Source organism: Phyllobacterium sp. MT110, assembly GCF_058792715.1.
The window spans coordinates 2,083,347-2,098,362 of record NZ_JBXAFE010000001.1 but is presented as its reverse complement, the minus strand read 5'-3'; the positions used below and the strand labels follow the sequence as shown (position 1 = coordinate 2,098,362).

The following is a 15,016-nucleotide window of genomic DNA, read 5'->3' as shown; positions in this document are numbered from 1 at the left end:
AACTGGGGATAGTGGGCTGCTCACTATCCCCATTTCGCTTCTGCGATGCTATTTGGCGTATCTACGCGAGTGGAACGAATTTGACATTCGCACCCCATTTGACATCACGCGGAACATGCGAATGTCAAATTCAAAGTTCCACTGGAGTCATATACTTGCTAGTGGTCCTTTGATTCTGACATTTGCCTCCATGGCTTGTATCAAAGGGATGCAAATGTCAGAATCGGACCACTAGGGGAGGACATGCCGATGGCTGTCGTTAAGTCCGATATTGAGATCGCCCGCGCTGCAACCAAGAAACCGGTTTTCGAGATAGGTGCAAAGATTGGCATTGCGCCGGAACACCTCGTTCCCTACGGGCACGACAAGGCAAAACTCTCGGCGGAATTCATCCGCTCGAAGCGCGGTGCTCCGGATGGCAAGCTGATCCTCGTGACGGCGGTCAGCCCGACACCGGCCGGTGAAGGCAAGACGACGACGACCGTCGGTCTCGGCGATGGTCTCAACCGCATCGGCAAGAGCGCGATTGTCTGCATCCGCGAGGCGTCGCTCGGGCCCTGTTTCGGCGTGAAAGGCGGCGCTGCCGGCGGCGGCTATGCGCAGGTCATCCCGATGGAAGACATCAACCTGCATTTCACCGGCGATTTTCACGCCATCACTGCGGCGCACAATCTGCTGGCAGCCCTGATCGACAATCACGTCTATTGGGGCAATGAACTCAATCTCGATACGCGCCGCGTGACCTGGCGGCGGGTCATGGACATGAACGACCGCGCGCTGCGCGACATCGCGTCTTCCCTGGGCGGCGTGGCCAACGGCTTTCCGCGTGAATCGGGTTTTGACATCACGGTGGCCTCGGAAGTCATGGCCATTCTCTGCCTTGCAACCGATCTCGAAGATCTCGAGCGGCGGCTGGGCGATATCATTATCGGCTATCGTTTCGACAAGACCGCCGTCTACGCCCGGGATCTGAAGGCGGACAAGGCGATGGCCGTCCTCCTGAAGGATGCCATGCAGCCCAATCTGGTGCAGACGCTGGAAAACAATCCAGCCTTTGTGCATGGCGGCCCCTTCGCCAATATTGCCCACGGCTGCAACTCCGTCGTCGCCACGACGACCGCGCTCAAGCTTGCGGATTACGTGGTGACGGAAGCCGGTTTCGGTGCCGATCTCGGTGCAGAAAAATTCTTCAACATCAAATGCCGCAAGGCGGGATTGAAACCGGCCGCCGCCGTCATCGTTGCCACGGTCCGCGCCATGAAGATGCATGGCGGCGTTGCCAGGGACGATCTCGGTCTTGAGAATGTTGCTGCAGTGAAGGCGGGCTGTGCCAATCTTGGCCGCCACATGGAAAATGTGCGGCAGTTCGGTGTGCCTGTTGTCGTGGCGATCAATCATTTCAGTGCCGATACGGATGCCGAGATCGAAACCGTGAAGAACTTCGTCGCGGCCCATGGCGCGCAAGCCATCCTGTGCAAACACTGGGCGCTGGGATCGGCCGGGATCGAAGAGCTGGCGCACAAGGTGGTGTCTCTCGCCGAGAGCGGTTCAGCCCAGTTCTCGCCGCTCTATGAGGATGAGCTTTCCCTGTTCGACAAGATCGAGACGGTGGTCAAGCGCATCTATCGCGGTGCGGAGGCGGATGCCGATGCCAGCGTGCGGGAGCAGTTGCGGCAGTGGGAGGCCGCCGGATACGGCCATCTTCCCGTCTGCATGGCCAAGACGCAATATTCGTTCTCGACGGATTCGCACCTGCGCGGCGCACCGGTCAATCATGTGGTGCATGTGCGGGAGGTGCGCCTTTCGGCTGGCGCCGGTTTCGTCGTCGCGATCTGCGGCGAGATCATGACCATGCCGGGTCTGCCCAAATCGCCTTCGGCGGAACGCATTCATCTCAACGGGCAAGGTTTGATCGAAGGGCTGTTCTGAGCGATTTTCAGGCCGGTGATTTTTGCTGTTGCAAGCGCCGCCGCGTAACGCTAACAATCACCGCCATGAACACGCGCGTTATGATGTCAAATGGCTGGTGGTGGGCTCGCTGATCGCGGCCACGCAGCCTTTTGCACGCACGTAAAGGGATCAGGGCCGCAACGGGTTTTCCGGGCGGCCTTTTTGTTTGACCGCCAGAAGCCCGCAAAGCCAAATGCAACGGAGTGGAAATGATGATGCATAGAATTGAGGGCGACGTGGAAATATTCGACACGGCAGGCGGTGTTACCATCTCCCGGTCACGCATTGCGACTGCCTATGCCAGCGCCATCGACAGCTATGTCGACGGGCTGGATGAACGGCGCGGGGCAGTTTTCTCGTCCAATTATGAATATCCCGGCCGTTACACGCGGTGGGATACGGCCATTATCGATCCTCCGGTTGTCATCACCTCCAACGGCCGGCATATGACGATCGAGGCGCTGAACAAGCGCGGTGAAATCCTGTTGCGCCCGATCCACAAAGCGGTTTCGGCCCTTGCCGAAGTGTCGATTTCTGCCGCAGGCGCAACGAAGCTCGACCTTGAAATCGCCCTGCCGAGCCGTCCGTTCACCGAAGAAGAACGCTCGCGCATCCCTTCGGTTTTCACGGTATTGCGCGGCATCGTCGCCCTGTTCTTCAGCGAGGAGGATGCCAATCTCGGCCTGTATGGCGCGTTCGGCTATGATCTCGCGTTCCAGTTCGATCCGATCCAGTACAAGCTGAAGCGGCCGGACGACCAGCGCGACATCGTGCTCTATCTCCCGGACGAAATTCTGGTTGTCGATCACCACGCCGCCAAGGCATGGCTCGACCGGTATGAATACGCGTTCGAGGGCGCTTCCACGGAAGGCCTGTCGCGCGAAACCGAAGCCAGGGCATTCAAGCCGACGAGCACGATTCCGGGTCGCGGCGACCACAATCCCGGCGACTATGCGGAACTCGTCAAGAAAGCCAAGGAAAGCTTCAAGCGCGGCGATCTCTTCGAAGTGGTGCCGGGCCAGACATTCTACGAGCGCTGCGAGACCAAGCCTTCGGTCATTTCGCGCCGTCTGAAAGCCATCAACCCGTCGCCCTATTCCTTCTACATCAATCTGGGCGACAATGAATATCTCGTTGGCGCTTCGCCGGAGATGTTCGTGCGCGTCGTTGGCCGCCGCATCGAGACCTGCCCGATTTCGGGAACGATCAAGCGCGGCGAGGACGCGATTGCCGATGCCGAGCAGATCATCAAACTGCTCAATTCCAAGAAGGACGAGTCCGAACTCACCATGTGCTCGGACGTGGACCGCAATGACAAGAGCCGGGTGTGCGAGCCGGGTTCCGTGCGTGTCATCGGCCGCCGCCAGATCGAAATGTATTCCCGGCTTATTCACACCGTGGACCACATCGAGGGCCGTCTGCGCGAGGATATGGACGCCTTTGACGGCTTCCTGTCGCATGCATGGGCTGTGACGGTGACGGGAGCGCCAAAGCTCTGGGCCATGCGCTTCATCGAAGAGAACGAGCGCAGCCCGCGCGCCTGGTACGGCGGGGCCATTGGCATGGTCAATTTCAATGGCGACATGAACACCGGTCTGACCCTGCGCACCATCCGCATCAAGGACGGCATCGCGCAGGTACGGGCGGGAGCGACGCTGCTGTTCGATTCCGTTCCGGAAGAGGAAGAGGCTGAAACCGAACTCAAGGCTTCCGCGATGATTGCGGCGGTGCGCGAGGCGCACAAGAGCAATATCCCCGTGGAAGAACGCGCCGTTGCGCGGGTCGGCGAGGGGCTGTCGATCCTGCTTGTCGACCATGAGGATTCGTTCGTCCATACGCTCGCCAATTATTTCCGGCAGACGGGCGCCACCGTGACCACCGTTCGCACGCCGGTACCCGATGAAATCTTCGACCGGCTGAAACCTGATCTGGTGGTGCTTTCGCCGGGGCCGGGCACGCCGGAGGATTTTGACTGCAAGGCAACGATCAAGAACGCACGCAAGCGCGACCTGCCGATCTTCGGTGTCTGCCTCGGCTTGCAGGCACTGGCGGAAGCCTATGGCGGCACGCTGCGGCAGTTGCACGTTCCGATGCATGGAAAACCGTCACGTATCCGGATTACAAAGCAGGGCAGGATTTTTTCGGGCCTGCCGAAGGAGGTCACGGTTGGCCGTTATCACTCGATCTTTGCCGATCCCGTGCGGCTGCCGGATGAGTTCATCGTGACGGCGGAGACCGAAGATGGGGTCATCATGGCTTTCGAACACAAGAGCGAACCGATTGCGGCGGTGCAATTCCATCCGGAATCGATTATGACCCTCGGGCATAATGCGGGCATGCGCATGATTGAAAACATCGTGGCGCACCTGCCGCGCAAGGCCAAGGAGCGAGCTGCCTGATGGAAGGTGAAAACGTCGTCCAGCGACTGGCATTCTGGTCGATTTTCGTCGGCATGGGCGTGCTGGCACTGAAATATGCCGCCTATCACGTTACCGGTTCTGTTGCGCTCTACTCCGACGCACTGGAATCGATCGTGAATGTCGTGGCAGCGCTTGCCGCCTGGTGGGCGATCCGTGTCAGCCACAAGCCCGCCGACCAGAATCACCCCTTCGGGCACCACAAGGCCGAGTATTTTTCGGCGGTGCTCGAGGGCGTGCTGATCGTCGTGGCGGCGCTCTTGATCCTGCGGGAAGTCTGGTCCGCCTGGGAGATGCCCAAGGTCATGGAGGAACCATGGCTGGGTCTGGCGATCAATGGCGGTGCCTCGCTTGTGAACGCCCTGTGGGCCACGCTGCTGATCAGCCGTGCCCGCCGGTACAAATCGCCGGCTTTGCTGGCGGACGGCAAGCACATCATGACCGATGTGGTGACCTCCATCGGTGTGTTCATCGGTCTCGTCGGTGCCGTGATCACCGGCTGGACGTTCCTCGATCTGCTGCTTGCGGTGATCGTTGCGCTCAACATCCTCTGGCAAGGCTGGGGTGTGATCGGGTCGTCCGTACAAGGTCTGATGGATGTGGGTGTTCCCTCCGATGAAACCATGCGCATCCGCGACATCATCTCGGCCAATGCCGGCGGTGCGCTGGAGGTGCATGACCTGAAGACGCGCGTTGCCGGGCGGGTGACGTTCATCGAGTTTCATCTGGTCGTTCATGCCAGCATGAGCGTCGGCGACGCGCATGTCATCTGTGACCGGATGGAAAATGCGCTGATGCAGCAGATTCCCGATTCGAGTGTCGTCATTCACGTCGAACCGGAAGAAGAGGCCAAGCTGCCGATCGGCACGGCTGCCGTTCCCTTCGCCTGAGCGATCCAACCTTGTGGGCGATGCGGGCAAGGCTCTTGGTTGGGGCGGCAATTTGGTGCTTTAAATCCCTTTTTGCGCCACTTTTATTCCCATTCTGTGCGTGGTAAAATCCCGTTTTGTGTATTGTGAAATCCCGTTTTGTATCTTAGGATCAATTTTGCAAGTGGTTCAAGCAGTTAGAAAATGTATCCGAGATTTTCTGCACAAGATGTCAAGTCCGCTCTGACGGACAGTCGAGTGGTGCTGATTGCAGGACCGCGTCAGGCGGGAAAATCGACTTTGGCAAAGTCTGTGTCCGACTCGTCGAGGAGCTATTTTACGCTCGACGATGCAACGATATTGAATGCTGCCAAAGCTGATCCCAAAGGTTTCATAAGAGGCCTGGATCGCGTGACGATTGACGAGATTCAACGAGCGCCTGGTTTATTGCTTGCTATCAAGGAAAGTGTTGATGACGATCCGCGCCCGGGACGCTTCTTGCTGACCGGTTCGGCCAACATCATGACGCTGCCAACAGTCGCCGATTCCCTCGCGGGACGGATGGAAGTGATTACACTGATGCCGTTGGCGCGGGGCGAAATTAGCGGGCAGAAGTCAACCTTCCTTGAACTGGCTTTTCAAGGCCAGGTGGCGCCGGTTAAGGGAATATCTGTTTCGGGCCCGGAATTAATCGAGATTGTGCTGGCGGGTGGTTATCCCGAAGCAATTGCACGCTCCACGCCAGAGCGACGCACGAAATGGTATCTCGATTATATAAACGCTATCATTCAGCGGGACGTGCGCGACATCGCTGATATCACCCGTATTGGTGACATGCCGCGGCTGATCCGTCTCTTTGCAAACTATTCGGCAAAACTCATCAATTTCAGCGAAATCGGTGCTGCTCTGGCGATGGATCGCAAGACCGTCCAACGCTATCTCGATATTTTCACGGCCTTGTACATCACTCACTCAGTGGAACCATGGCATAACAATCAGATATCGCGGCTGACCAAGTCGCCAAAACTTCACTTTCTTGATAGCGGGCTGCTTGCGTCCGTACTCGGCGTCACAATGGATGGAATCAGGTCAGACCGGAATGTGTTTGGCCACTTGCTGGAAAGCTTTGTTTTTGGCGAGCTTCTTAAACAGGTCGGATGGATGCAGGCGCGAGGAATATCCATTCATCATTTCAGAACGACAACCAGGACCCAGGAAGAGGTTGATTTTGTTCTTGAAGACAATCGGGGCGGGATAGTGGGGATTGAAGTCAAAGCATCCGCTACCGTGCTATCTGAGGATTTTCGTGGAATGCGTAAGCTTTCAGAGGTAACCAAAGGCCGGTTCATCGCGGGCATACTCATCTATGATGGCGATAAGGTCGTTCCATTCGGTTCCAACATGTTTGCCGTGCCGGTCTCGCATCTCTGGAACTGATGGACATGGTTTGGAGAACTACAAAAACCGGTGCACGGCGGCAACATTTGTCACGCAATGTTTCGAGCTGTCATGATTTTGTTACAATTATATTGACATAGCAGAGCCGCTGAATGACACCATCATCAAGCAAAGCAATTTCTCCATCAATGATGCAGCGCCGGGGGCGTCAGTCAGGGGACACAGGATTTGGCGGCAAGCATCCATTCTCCAGGGAATCGAGCGCCGAAAACGCAGGCAGCGCCGGGCGGACAACCGCGGCTGTTTACGAAATTAGTTAACCTTCAACTGTCAGGATTAACTTATGGGTAAACCGACCCTCTACGCACTTCTCACCGGACTTTCATTGATCGCTGCGGCCTATCCCGCCAGCGCACGGATCATCATTGACTGTGAGAAGCCGGCGGCAGCGAAGGTACCGGCCCCCGCGAACCCGGTTGATCCGCTTGCGGTTACCGGTAAAACTAGCACGGCCGCCTGCGGGCAGAAGCTGCAGGCCGTGGTGCCCGCGCCAGAGAAGGCGCAGCCCATCAATATCGTTGCAACAGGCGGTGCAGGCATGTTGAAAAAGGCAGTGAAGGGCGAGATTCTTCCACAGGGCGAGAACGCGCTGCGGGACGACCTTGCGTTCAAATACCGGCTCTACCGGCCGGATGAGCCCAATGGCGATGCAATGGTTCTCCTGCACGGTTCGGGCCAGGACGAAACCAGCCTTGTTTCCCTCGCCACCAAGATCGCGCCGCATGCGCTTCTGCTCGCCGTTCGCGGCCGGGTCATGCAGGATGGCACCAGCCGGTGGTACCGCCGTCTGACGGCGGTCAGCTTCGACCAGAAGGACATTCATGTCGAAGCCAAGGCCTTCGCCGGTTTCCTGAAACAGGCGACGGAGAAGTACAAGATCGATCTCAACCGCACGACATTCCTCGGCTATTCGAACGGCGCCAACCTGGTTGGCGCGGTGATGATGCTCTATCCGGACATGGTCAAGCAGGCGGTGCTGCTGCGCTCCATGCCGGTGCTGACGGAAAATACCGATGCCAATCTCGCGGGTGCACGGGTCCTGACGGTTTCCGGCGTTGCCGACCAGACCTATGCGCCGTTCGCGCCGGCGCTTGCGACCCTGCTGCGTTCGCACGGGGCAACGGTCGAGGCGAAGTCGATCAAATCCGATCATGGCCTCGGCAATGACGACGTGCGGGTTGTCAGCGAGTGGCTTTCGGGAACGAGCGCCGAGTTGAAGAAGAACTGAGTTCCCTGCGAACACCTCTTGCATCCGGCCGGACAGTCGTTTAATTGTCTGGCCCATGGAAACGCGCCAGACACATTTGTCGTCTTTTGCCAAATCCGCTTTTGCGGGTTTGACCAGCCGCGCCTATCTCCTTCCGCTTCTTCTCGACCTTATCGGCGATCGCCGGGCTCGTTGAGAGGAGCGTCCGGCGGTCGAAAGTGCCGCCAGGCTTTTTGCTCCTTACCCCTTTACAAGACCATTCCAACGCTTGAAAAAGTGCCGCACCAGCGCCAGAGATGCGCAGACGGCCGGAAACGAGAAGCAAATGACCGATATGACCGCTCCCCGCACCATGGGCATGCCCGATGCCCGCAAGAAATACGAGCCCTATCCCACGGTTGATCTGAAGGACCGGCAATGGCCGTCCAAGCGCATCGAAAAGGCACCGATCTGGTGTTCCGTCGATTTGCGCGATGGCAACCAGGCACTGATCGACCCGATGGGCCACGACCGCAAGGTGCGGATGTTCGCCCTGTTGCTCGACATGGGTTTCAAGGAAATCGAGATCGGCTTTCCCTCGGCATCGCAGACGGATTTCGACTTTGCCCGCTGGTGTGTCGAGGAAGGCAATATTTCCGACGATGTATCCTTGCAGGTCCTGGTGCAGTGCCGTCCCGAATTGATCACCCGTACCTTTGAATCGCTGCAGGGCGCGACCAAGCCGATCATCCATTTCTACAACTCGACCAGTGAATTGCAGCGCCGGGTTGTTTTCAACAAGGATGTCGGCGGCATCAAAACCATTGCCACCGATGCGGCCAAGATGATCACCGACATGGCGGCAAAGGCCGGCGGCGGTTTCCGCTTCGAATATTCGCCGGAAAGCTTTACCGGAACGGAGCTCGACGTGGCGCTGGAGATCTGCAATGCGGTCACGGAAATCGTCAAGCCGACCCCTGACAACAAGCTGATCATCAATCTGCCGTCGACGGTCGAGATGTCGACGCCGAATGTCTATGCGGACCGCATCGAGTGGATGTGCCGCCAGCTCGACAACCGTGAAAACCTGATTATTTCATTGCATCCGCACAATGATCGCGGAACGGGCATCGCCACGACGGAACTCGGCCTGATGGCCGGTGCCGACCGCGTGGAAGGCACCCTGTTCGGCAATGGCGAGCGGACGGGCAATGTCGACATCGTCACCCTGGCGCTGAACATGTTCACGCAGGGCGTCGATCCGGAAATCGACTGCTCCGATATCAACCGGATGAAGGAAGTCTACGAATATTCCAACCAGCTGGTGATTCCGGAACGGCACCCCTATGTGGGCGAATTGGTCTATACGGCCTTCTCCGGCTCGCATCAGGACGCGATCAACAAGGGCATGAAGGCGATCAAGCAGGCCAACAAGACCCTGTGGGAAGTGCCTTATCTGCCCATCGATCCGCAGGACGTCGGCCGCAGCTACGAGGCGATCATCCGCATCAATTCCCAGTCCGGCAAGGGCGGCATCGCCTATATTCTTCAGGCTGACTACGGCTTGAACCTGCCGCGCGGCATGCAGGTGGAGTTCCGCGAAGACATCCAGCAGATCACCGATGAAGAGGGCAAGGAAATGCCGTCCAAGCGGATCTATGAACGGTTCATCGAGCTTTATGTCGATCAGCCGGATGCCCGCCTGAAATTCGTGGATCACCACACCTATCCCGATACGGAGCACAAGGGCATGCGCATCCTCTCGGCCGAGATCACCGATCGCGGCGAGACAAAGCGGATCGAGGGCAGGGGGACGGGCCCGGTCGACGGCTTCATTGATGCCCTGTCGCACTATCTCGGTTTCAAGCTCTCGGTCGTCAATTATTCCGAACATTCGCTCCAGCACGGTTCCGATGCAGCGGCTATCAGCTACATGGAAATCGAGCATCCCAACGGCAAGATTTTCGGTGCCGGCATCAACAAGAGCATTGTTGCCGCCTCGCTTGAGGGCATTGTCTCGGCGGCCAACCGCATCATCGGCAAATAAGCCGGATACCTCAAAAAGGCCGCTGCGAAGCGGCCTTTTTCTGTTGGGAGCGTTTCATGCACCAGTTGCACGCAATCGAGATGGGTGAGGGGAAGGGAATACCCGTCGTCTTCCTGCACGGGTTTGGCGGAACCGCCGCCGGCTGGCATACGGTGCAAACGGCGATTTCCGCTGATCATCCGACCCTTGCATTCGATCTGCCCGGCCATGGCGCGTCGCTGGATTACCCCGATGCGGTAACCGCCCGCCATTTCGCGCAGGCGGTTGTTGAGGGCCTCAACAGACGCGATATTCCAAGGGTTCATCTGGTCGGCCACTCCATGGGCGGCGCCACCGCCGCGCTGGTTGCCGTCTTTGCCGCTGAAAAAGTGGCCTCGCTGACTTTGCTGGCCCCGGGCGGCTTCGGTCCCGATATCAATGGCCGGCTGCTTCGGCATTATGCGGCGGCCCGAACACATGACGCGCTTCAGCTGGCGTTGGAAGGCATGTTCGGCTGGCGCAATCCTGTTCCCGAAGAGATGATCCGGCGCGACGTGGACCTGCGCCGAAAGCCGGGACAGATCGAACGGCTCGATGCCATTCTCGCGCGCATGATGAAAGACGGTTTGCAGGGGACCATTCCAAGAGATTTCCTGCAGGCTTTCGCCATGCCGGTCACCGTCGCATGGGGGCGGCTGGACAATGTCTTGCCGGTGTATCAATCGGAAGGGCTGCCGCCGCGGTTCTCGATACATCGTTTTGACGGGGCCGGACATATGCTGGTCGAGGAGATTCCGGGAGAGGTTTTTCGTCTCATTTCAACAACTGTGCGCACAGGCTGAATTCGGACAAGTTTGTGATGCAACGACGGACGCATATTGTTAATGATGCCTTAACCCCACTTGCCGGAAACGCCTATGAGTGAGATGCACGACAAGATCAGCCCGATGGATGCCAGGCGCAGGCTCGGCGATGCCATCCGCGGTGCGCAGGTGGCAGCGGCCGACCGCGGCGATGTCGTCATCGACATGAAGGAAGCGGATCTCGCCCGGATCGAAATCCTGGCGCAGGATCTGCAGCCGGTCTTCGACGAAGTCCCCGCCGATGACGAGCAGTGGGATTTTGCCATTTCCACCGGCTTGCAGCCGCGCCTGTGGATCGATGCCACCGCGCATGTGATGATGGGGCGGGACAGGCGCACCTATCGCTTTGTCAGGGATACAAGGCTTGGGCGGAGCGTTCTGGCGGAGTCGCCCGAGGTGAAGCCGATCTCCGACGCGGTCACCACCTACATTGCCGAGCGGATCGTCGAACGGCAGCGCATGATGGAGGGTGAACGGGTCAGCCTGCGCTCTGCGGCTGTTGCTGCGCCATCCGGCCCGGCCGAGCCCACCCCGCAATCGGCGGCGGCACCGGCGGTCACGCTTCGCCAGCACCGCTCGATGGCGAATGATTTCGTCAATGCGGTCATCTGGCTGCTGATCGGTGCTTTCGCGGGTGCTGGCGCACTGCTCGCCTTTTTCTGGGACCGGCTTTCACCCTATTTCTGACGCTCAGGCGGGCGCGGAAACAGCGCCGACGTGAAGCTCGTGCTCGGCTATCGTCCCGATGGTCATGGCGGCGTCGACGATGCCGCGCTCCGTCATACGGCATGACCAGCCGGACGCCGTCTTCGCGATGGCAAAGATGTTGAAACGGGCCGCCGGCTTGTGGCCGCCGAAGCTTTGGCTGGCGGAAGGCACGCAAACAACGGGTATCTTCCAGCCAGGGCCGTCGATTGCGTAGCGTGTCGCCAGATGCGTATGGCCATGCAGGACAAGTTCCGCGCCGTGCCGCCGCACGGTCCGCTGGAACAGCCCGATGCCAAGCAGCCGCTTGTGCGACGGCGCTGCGCCGCGCACCGGCGGGTGATGGATCATGATCACCCGGAACAGGCCGCGCTTGCCGGTTTCATCGAGGATTTCGCCGAGGCGGCGTGCCTGCCGGTCGCGCAGATCGCCGGTCGCCATGAACGGTGCGGTGGCGCGCGCCGATGACACCCCGATCAGGGCGACATCGCCGCGAACCCGCAGGTAAGGGAATTCAACCGGGCGCTGTTCGGCTGCCTCGCGGTCGCCCAGCATCCATGGTGCCCAGTAGCGCCGGGTTTTTCTCAAAGCGCCAGGCACATAGGCATCGTGATTGCCGGGGACAACGGACACGTCATGCGGATTGCCCAGGGTTTTCAGCCAGCGTTCGGCGGTCTCCAGTTCCTCATCCAGCGCCAGGTTGACGAGATCACCCGTCACCGCCAGATGGTCCGGCGCCTGCGCCTTCAGATCGGCAACCAGGGTATCGAGCGTACCGCCGGTCATCGAGCCCTTGCGGTTGGACCGCCAGTTGATATAGCCGGTGATGCGTTTTGACACGAGCTCGCGCAGGCTCGGCGCGGGCAGGGGCGACAGGTGGATGTCGGAGATATGTGCAAGACGGAACATTATTTCAGCTTTAAGAGAGTGTAGCGTAGGAATCCAGTGTTAGAACCTTTGTATCGTTACTGGGTTCCCATTTAGAGCCTTTCCTGTTTAAATAGAACCAGTTCTGTTTCCCGGATGGCGAGACAATCCACTAGGAAGGTAGCGAGGCCGATGTTTATCCATCGGACGTTGCTGCCTGACAAAGTGGGTGTCCGCCAGCCGGAAACCCGAAGGGCCGGGTGAATTTGGCCCAATGCCATCGGGCTTCGGCTTCGCCCGATGGAAAGACATCGGTCTCGCCAAATCCCTCGACCTTGAACCAAATTCCCTCCGGCAGAACGATTCTATTTAAGCAGGAAAGGCTCTAGGACCGGTGAAATGGCTGACAAAAGCGTGAAATGGCGGCATCGCCTGTTTCACACCTATTTTCTCCTGCGGCGCCCGATGACGTTGGGCGCGCGTGGCGTGATCCTCGACGAAGCGGCGCGGTCGGTTTTTCTCATCAGGCATACCTATGTGCCCGGCTGGCAGTTTCCCGGCGGCGGCGTGGAAACCGGCCATACGATCGAGCACACGCTGGCGAAAGAGTTGATGGAAGAAGGCAATATCGAACTGACGGCCAGGCCGCAGCTTTTTGCCATCTATCACAACGCGCATGCTTCAAAGCGCGATCATGTCGCGCTCTATGTCTGCCGTTCATTCCGGCAGACCGCACCGCGCGTGCCGGACCGCGAAATCGCCGAGGCCGGATTTTTCCGGCTCGACGCCCTGCCGGAAGGTACCACCGCCGCGACGCGGCGGCGGCTTGCCGAAATTCTCGGCGGCGCCGAGATATCGCTCACCTGGTGAGTTCAGAACCGGTCGCGGTCATGGGGCGCGGCAAAATCCAGCTGCGGCCCCTTGGGGATGATGCCCGTCGGGTTGATGGTTTTGTGGCTGCCGTAATAATGCGCCTTGATGTGCAGCATGTTCACGGTCCCGGCCACATCAGGCACCTGATAGAGATCGCGGGTATAGTTGGACAGGTTCGGATAGTCGGCAATGCGCTGCCGGTTGCATTTGAAATGCCCGACATAAACCGGATCGAAGCGCAGCAGGGTGGTGAACAGCCGCCAGTCCGCCTCGGTGACCCGATTGCCCGCGAGATAGCGCTGCCTGCCGAGCCGCTCTTCCAGCTGGTCGAGCGTGGCAAACAGCTGGTCGAACGCTTCCCCGTAGGCTTCCTGCGTGGTGGCAAAGCCAGCGCGGTACACGCCATTGTTGATATTGGGATAGACCAGCGCATTGACGGCGTCGATCTCGCCACGCAGGGCTTCGGGGTAGAAATCCTGTGAGGCATCGCCAAAGGCATCGAACGCCGTGTTGAGCATGCGGATGATTTCGGAGGACTCGTTCGAAACAATGGTGTTCTGCTGCTTGTCCCACAGAACAGGCACCGTCACGCGGCCGGAATAGGACGGGTCGGCGCGCGTGTAGATTTCGTGAAGCCGTTTCGAACCGAACAGATGATCCGGTGTGGCCCCATCCACGGCATGGAAGGTCCAGCCTTCGGCGCCCATGAAGTGATCGACCACCGATACGGAAATGACATCCTCGAGCTTCTTCAATGCGCGAAAGATCAGCGTGCGGTGCGCCCAGGGGCAGGCATAGGAAACATAGAGGTGATAGCGCCCGGCCTCGGCCTTGAAGCCACCCTTGCCGGAAGGACCGGCAGAGCCATCCGCCGTCACCCAGTTGCGGAACTGCGACTCCGAACGGATGAAGCGCCCGCCGCTGTCCTTGGTGTCGTACCACTGGTCGTGCCACTTGCCGTCAATCAGAAGACCCATTTCATACTCCTTGGCTCGCAAACCTGCGTGCAACGGTAACTGCGTTTATTGCCGATTGCCTATACCTAGACACAAATGCCGTCCAAACCACCCCGGTCCAGGTGAACAGAGTGTCACTTTTTGCCATGGGCGCACGAAAATCGGTTTACGGCGGGCGGCTGAGATGCTACGCGGAAAAAAAGGAGACATTTTGTGACAGGATTCCTCTTCATCCGACGATGAAACCCGAACCGGCGCTTGAACAGCGCGGCGGACTTTCCTGTGTTGGCCAAAGGCCATTGTCTACTCCTTTATGAAGATACCCAGCATGCTGACCCATGTCGTGACCTACGCGCCGGAAGAACCGGTGCATGACGCTGCCATCGAAGACATCAACAAGGAAGCATTCGGCCCTGGCCGTTTCACCCGTGCCGCCTATCGCATCCGCGAAGGCGGTCCGCATGACCGCACCCTGTCCTTTGTCGCGCTGAACGGCGCGCATGTCGTGGGGTCGGTGCGGTTGACGCCCATCCTGATCGGCAAGACACCGGCGATGCTGCTCGGTCCGCTGGCGGTCCGGCCCGCCTGGAAGAAGCAGGGCATTGGCGCGGCGCTCATGCGCATGTCCATGGAAGCCGCCCGGCTCGCCGGACACAAGCTGGTCATTCTGGTGGGCGACGAGCCCTATTATGCGCCATTCGGTTTCCGCCCCATTGTCGGGCATCAGATCGAGATGCCCGCGCCGGTCGAACCATCGCGGTTCCTTGCCTGCGAACTCACGCCGCGCGCCCTGAAAGACGTGCAGGGCCGGGTGCGGCATGCGGGGATTGACGGTCAGTAGGCCGG

At 59.1% G+C, this 15,016-nt stretch carries 12 protein-coding genes; 10 read left to right on the top strand and 2 right to left on the bottom strand.

Translation table 11 applies throughout. From position 1 onward, the window contains the following. The first annotated feature begins 249 nt into the window (after positions 1-249). From AC1Q5O_RS10590 to AC1Q5O_RS10555, 8 genes are all read left to right on the top strand, one after another. Complete coding sequence (locus AC1Q5O_RS10590) at positions 250-1,929, top strand: formate--tetrahydrofolate ligase (RefSeq protein WP_346307475.1); 1,680 nt, start codon at positions 250-252, stop codon at positions 1,927-1,929. 236 nt (positions 1,930-2,165) lie between these two features. Then, a complete protein-coding gene (locus AC1Q5O_RS10585; RefSeq protein ID WP_492562815.1) occupies positions 2,166-4,349 on the top strand; it encodes an anthranilate synthase in 2,184 nt (727 codons plus the stop codon). After that, on the top strand, positions 4,349-5,257 hold the full coding sequence (locus tag AC1Q5O_RS10580; RefSeq protein ID WP_492562813.1) for a cation diffusion facilitator family transporter: 909 nt from the start codon (positions 4,349-4,351) through the stop codon (positions 5,255-5,257). The genes AC1Q5O_RS10585 and AC1Q5O_RS10580 overlap by 1 nt, the downstream gene beginning before the upstream one ends. A 183-nt stretch (positions 5,258-5,440) precedes the next feature. Continuing rightward, positions 5,441-6,673 carry an ATP-binding protein gene (locus AC1Q5O_RS10575; protein WP_492562812.1) on the top strand — a complete coding sequence of 411 codons (1,233 nt, stop codon included), beginning with the start codon at positions 5,441-5,443 and terminating at the stop codon, positions 6,671-6,673. A gap of 304 nt (positions 6,674-6,977) precedes the next feature. Further along, positions 6,978-7,922 carry an alpha/beta hydrolase gene (locus tag AC1Q5O_RS10570; protein ID WP_492562810.1) on the top strand — a complete coding sequence of 315 codons (945 nt, stop codon included), beginning with the start codon at positions 6,978-6,980 and terminating at the stop codon, positions 7,920-7,922. Between the two features lie 304 nt (positions 7,923-8,226). Further along, entirely contained in the window at positions 8,227-9,927 is a 1,701-nt protein-coding gene (gene leuA / locus AC1Q5O_RS10565; protein ID WP_492562808.1) for a 2-isopropylmalate synthase, read from the top strand. A 56-nt stretch (positions 9,928-9,983) separates the two neighbouring features. After that, the gene (locus AC1Q5O_RS10560; protein ID WP_492562807.1) at positions 9,984-10,748 is read left to right on the top strand and encodes an alpha/beta fold hydrolase; all 765 of its coding nucleotides are present in this window, start codon (positions 9,984-9,986) and stop codon (positions 10,746-10,748) included. A 75-nt stretch (positions 10,749-10,823) separates the two neighbouring features. Beyond that, the gene (locus tag AC1Q5O_RS10555) at positions 10,824-11,456 is read left to right on the top strand and encodes a hypothetical protein (protein WP_492562805.1); all 633 of its coding nucleotides are present in this window, start codon (positions 10,824-10,826) and stop codon (positions 11,454-11,456) included. A 3-nt stretch (positions 11,457-11,459) separates the two neighbouring features. Here AC1Q5O_RS10555 and AC1Q5O_RS10550 read toward each other — a convergent pair whose 3' ends face one another. Next, entirely contained in the window at positions 11,460-12,383 is a 924-nt protein-coding gene (locus AC1Q5O_RS10550) for a metallophosphoesterase family protein (RefSeq protein ID WP_298704737.1), read from the bottom strand. 357 nt (positions 12,384-12,740) lie between these two features. On the opposite strand from AC1Q5O_RS10550, the gene AC1Q5O_RS10545 reads away from it, so the two are divergent. After that, entirely contained in the window at positions 12,741-13,211 is a 471-nt protein-coding gene (locus tag AC1Q5O_RS10545) for an NUDIX domain-containing protein (RefSeq protein ID WP_492562802.1), read from the top strand. Between the two features lie 2 nt (positions 13,212-13,213). Here the strand turns inward: AC1Q5O_RS10545 and AC1Q5O_RS10540 are convergent, their stop codons facing one another. Next, entirely contained in the window at positions 13,214-14,191 is a 978-nt protein-coding gene (locus AC1Q5O_RS10540; protein WP_223612558.1) for a glutathione S-transferase family protein, read from the bottom strand. A 307-nt stretch (positions 14,192-14,498) separates the two neighbouring features. On the opposite strand from AC1Q5O_RS10540, the gene AC1Q5O_RS10535 reads away from it, so the two are divergent. Continuing rightward, positions 14,499-15,011 (top strand): GNAT family N-acetyltransferase, encoded by a 513-nt coding sequence (locus AC1Q5O_RS10535; RefSeq protein WP_492562800.1) that lies wholly within the window; start codon positions 14,499-14,501, stop codon positions 15,009-15,011. The last annotated feature ends 5 nt before the right edge of the window (positions 15,012-15,016 follow it).

Bases quoted from the DNA above. Each gene is read 5' to 3' on its own strand.
- AC1Q5O_RS10590 (WP_346307475.1), top strand. From the start codon at position 250: ATGGCTGTCGTTAAGTCCGATATTGAGATCGCCCGCGCTGCAACCAAG.
- AC1Q5O_RS10585 (WP_492562815.1), top strand. From the start codon at position 2,166: ATGCATAGAATTGAGGGCGACGTGGAAATATTCGACACGGCAGGCGGT.
- AC1Q5O_RS10580 (WP_492562813.1), top strand. From the start codon at position 4,349: ATGGAAGGTGAAAACGTCGTCCAGCGACTGGCATTCTGGTCGATTTTC.
- AC1Q5O_RS10575 (WP_492562812.1), top strand. From the start codon at position 5,441: ATGTATCCGAGATTTTCTGCACAAGATGTCAAGTCCGCTCTGACGGAC.
- AC1Q5O_RS10570 (WP_492562810.1), top strand. From the start codon at position 6,978: ATGGGTAAACCGACCCTCTACGCACTTCTCACCGGACTTTCATTGATC.
- leuA (WP_492562808.1), top strand. From the start codon at position 8,227: ATGACCGATATGACCGCTCCCCGCACCATGGGCATGCCCGATGCCCGC.
- AC1Q5O_RS10560 (WP_492562807.1), top strand. From the start codon at position 9,984: ATGCACCAGTTGCACGCAATCGAGATGGGTGAGGGGAAGGGAATACCC.
- AC1Q5O_RS10555 (WP_492562805.1), top strand. From the start codon at position 10,824: ATGAGTGAGATGCACGACAAGATCAGCCCGATGGATGCCAGGCGCAGG.
- AC1Q5O_RS10550 (WP_298704737.1), bottom strand. From the start codon at position 12,383: ATGTTCCGTCTTGCACATATCTCCGACATCCACCTGTCGCCCCTGCCC.
- AC1Q5O_RS10545 (WP_492562802.1), top strand. From the start codon at position 12,741: ATGGCTGACAAAAGCGTGAAATGGCGGCATCGCCTGTTTCACACCTAT.
- AC1Q5O_RS10540 (WP_223612558.1), bottom strand. From the start codon at position 14,191: ATGGGTCTTCTGATTGACGGCAAGTGGCACGACCAGTGGTACGACACC.
- AC1Q5O_RS10535 (WP_492562800.1), top strand. From the start codon at position 14,499: ATGCTGACCCATGTCGTGACCTACGCGCCGGAAGAACCGGTGCATGAC.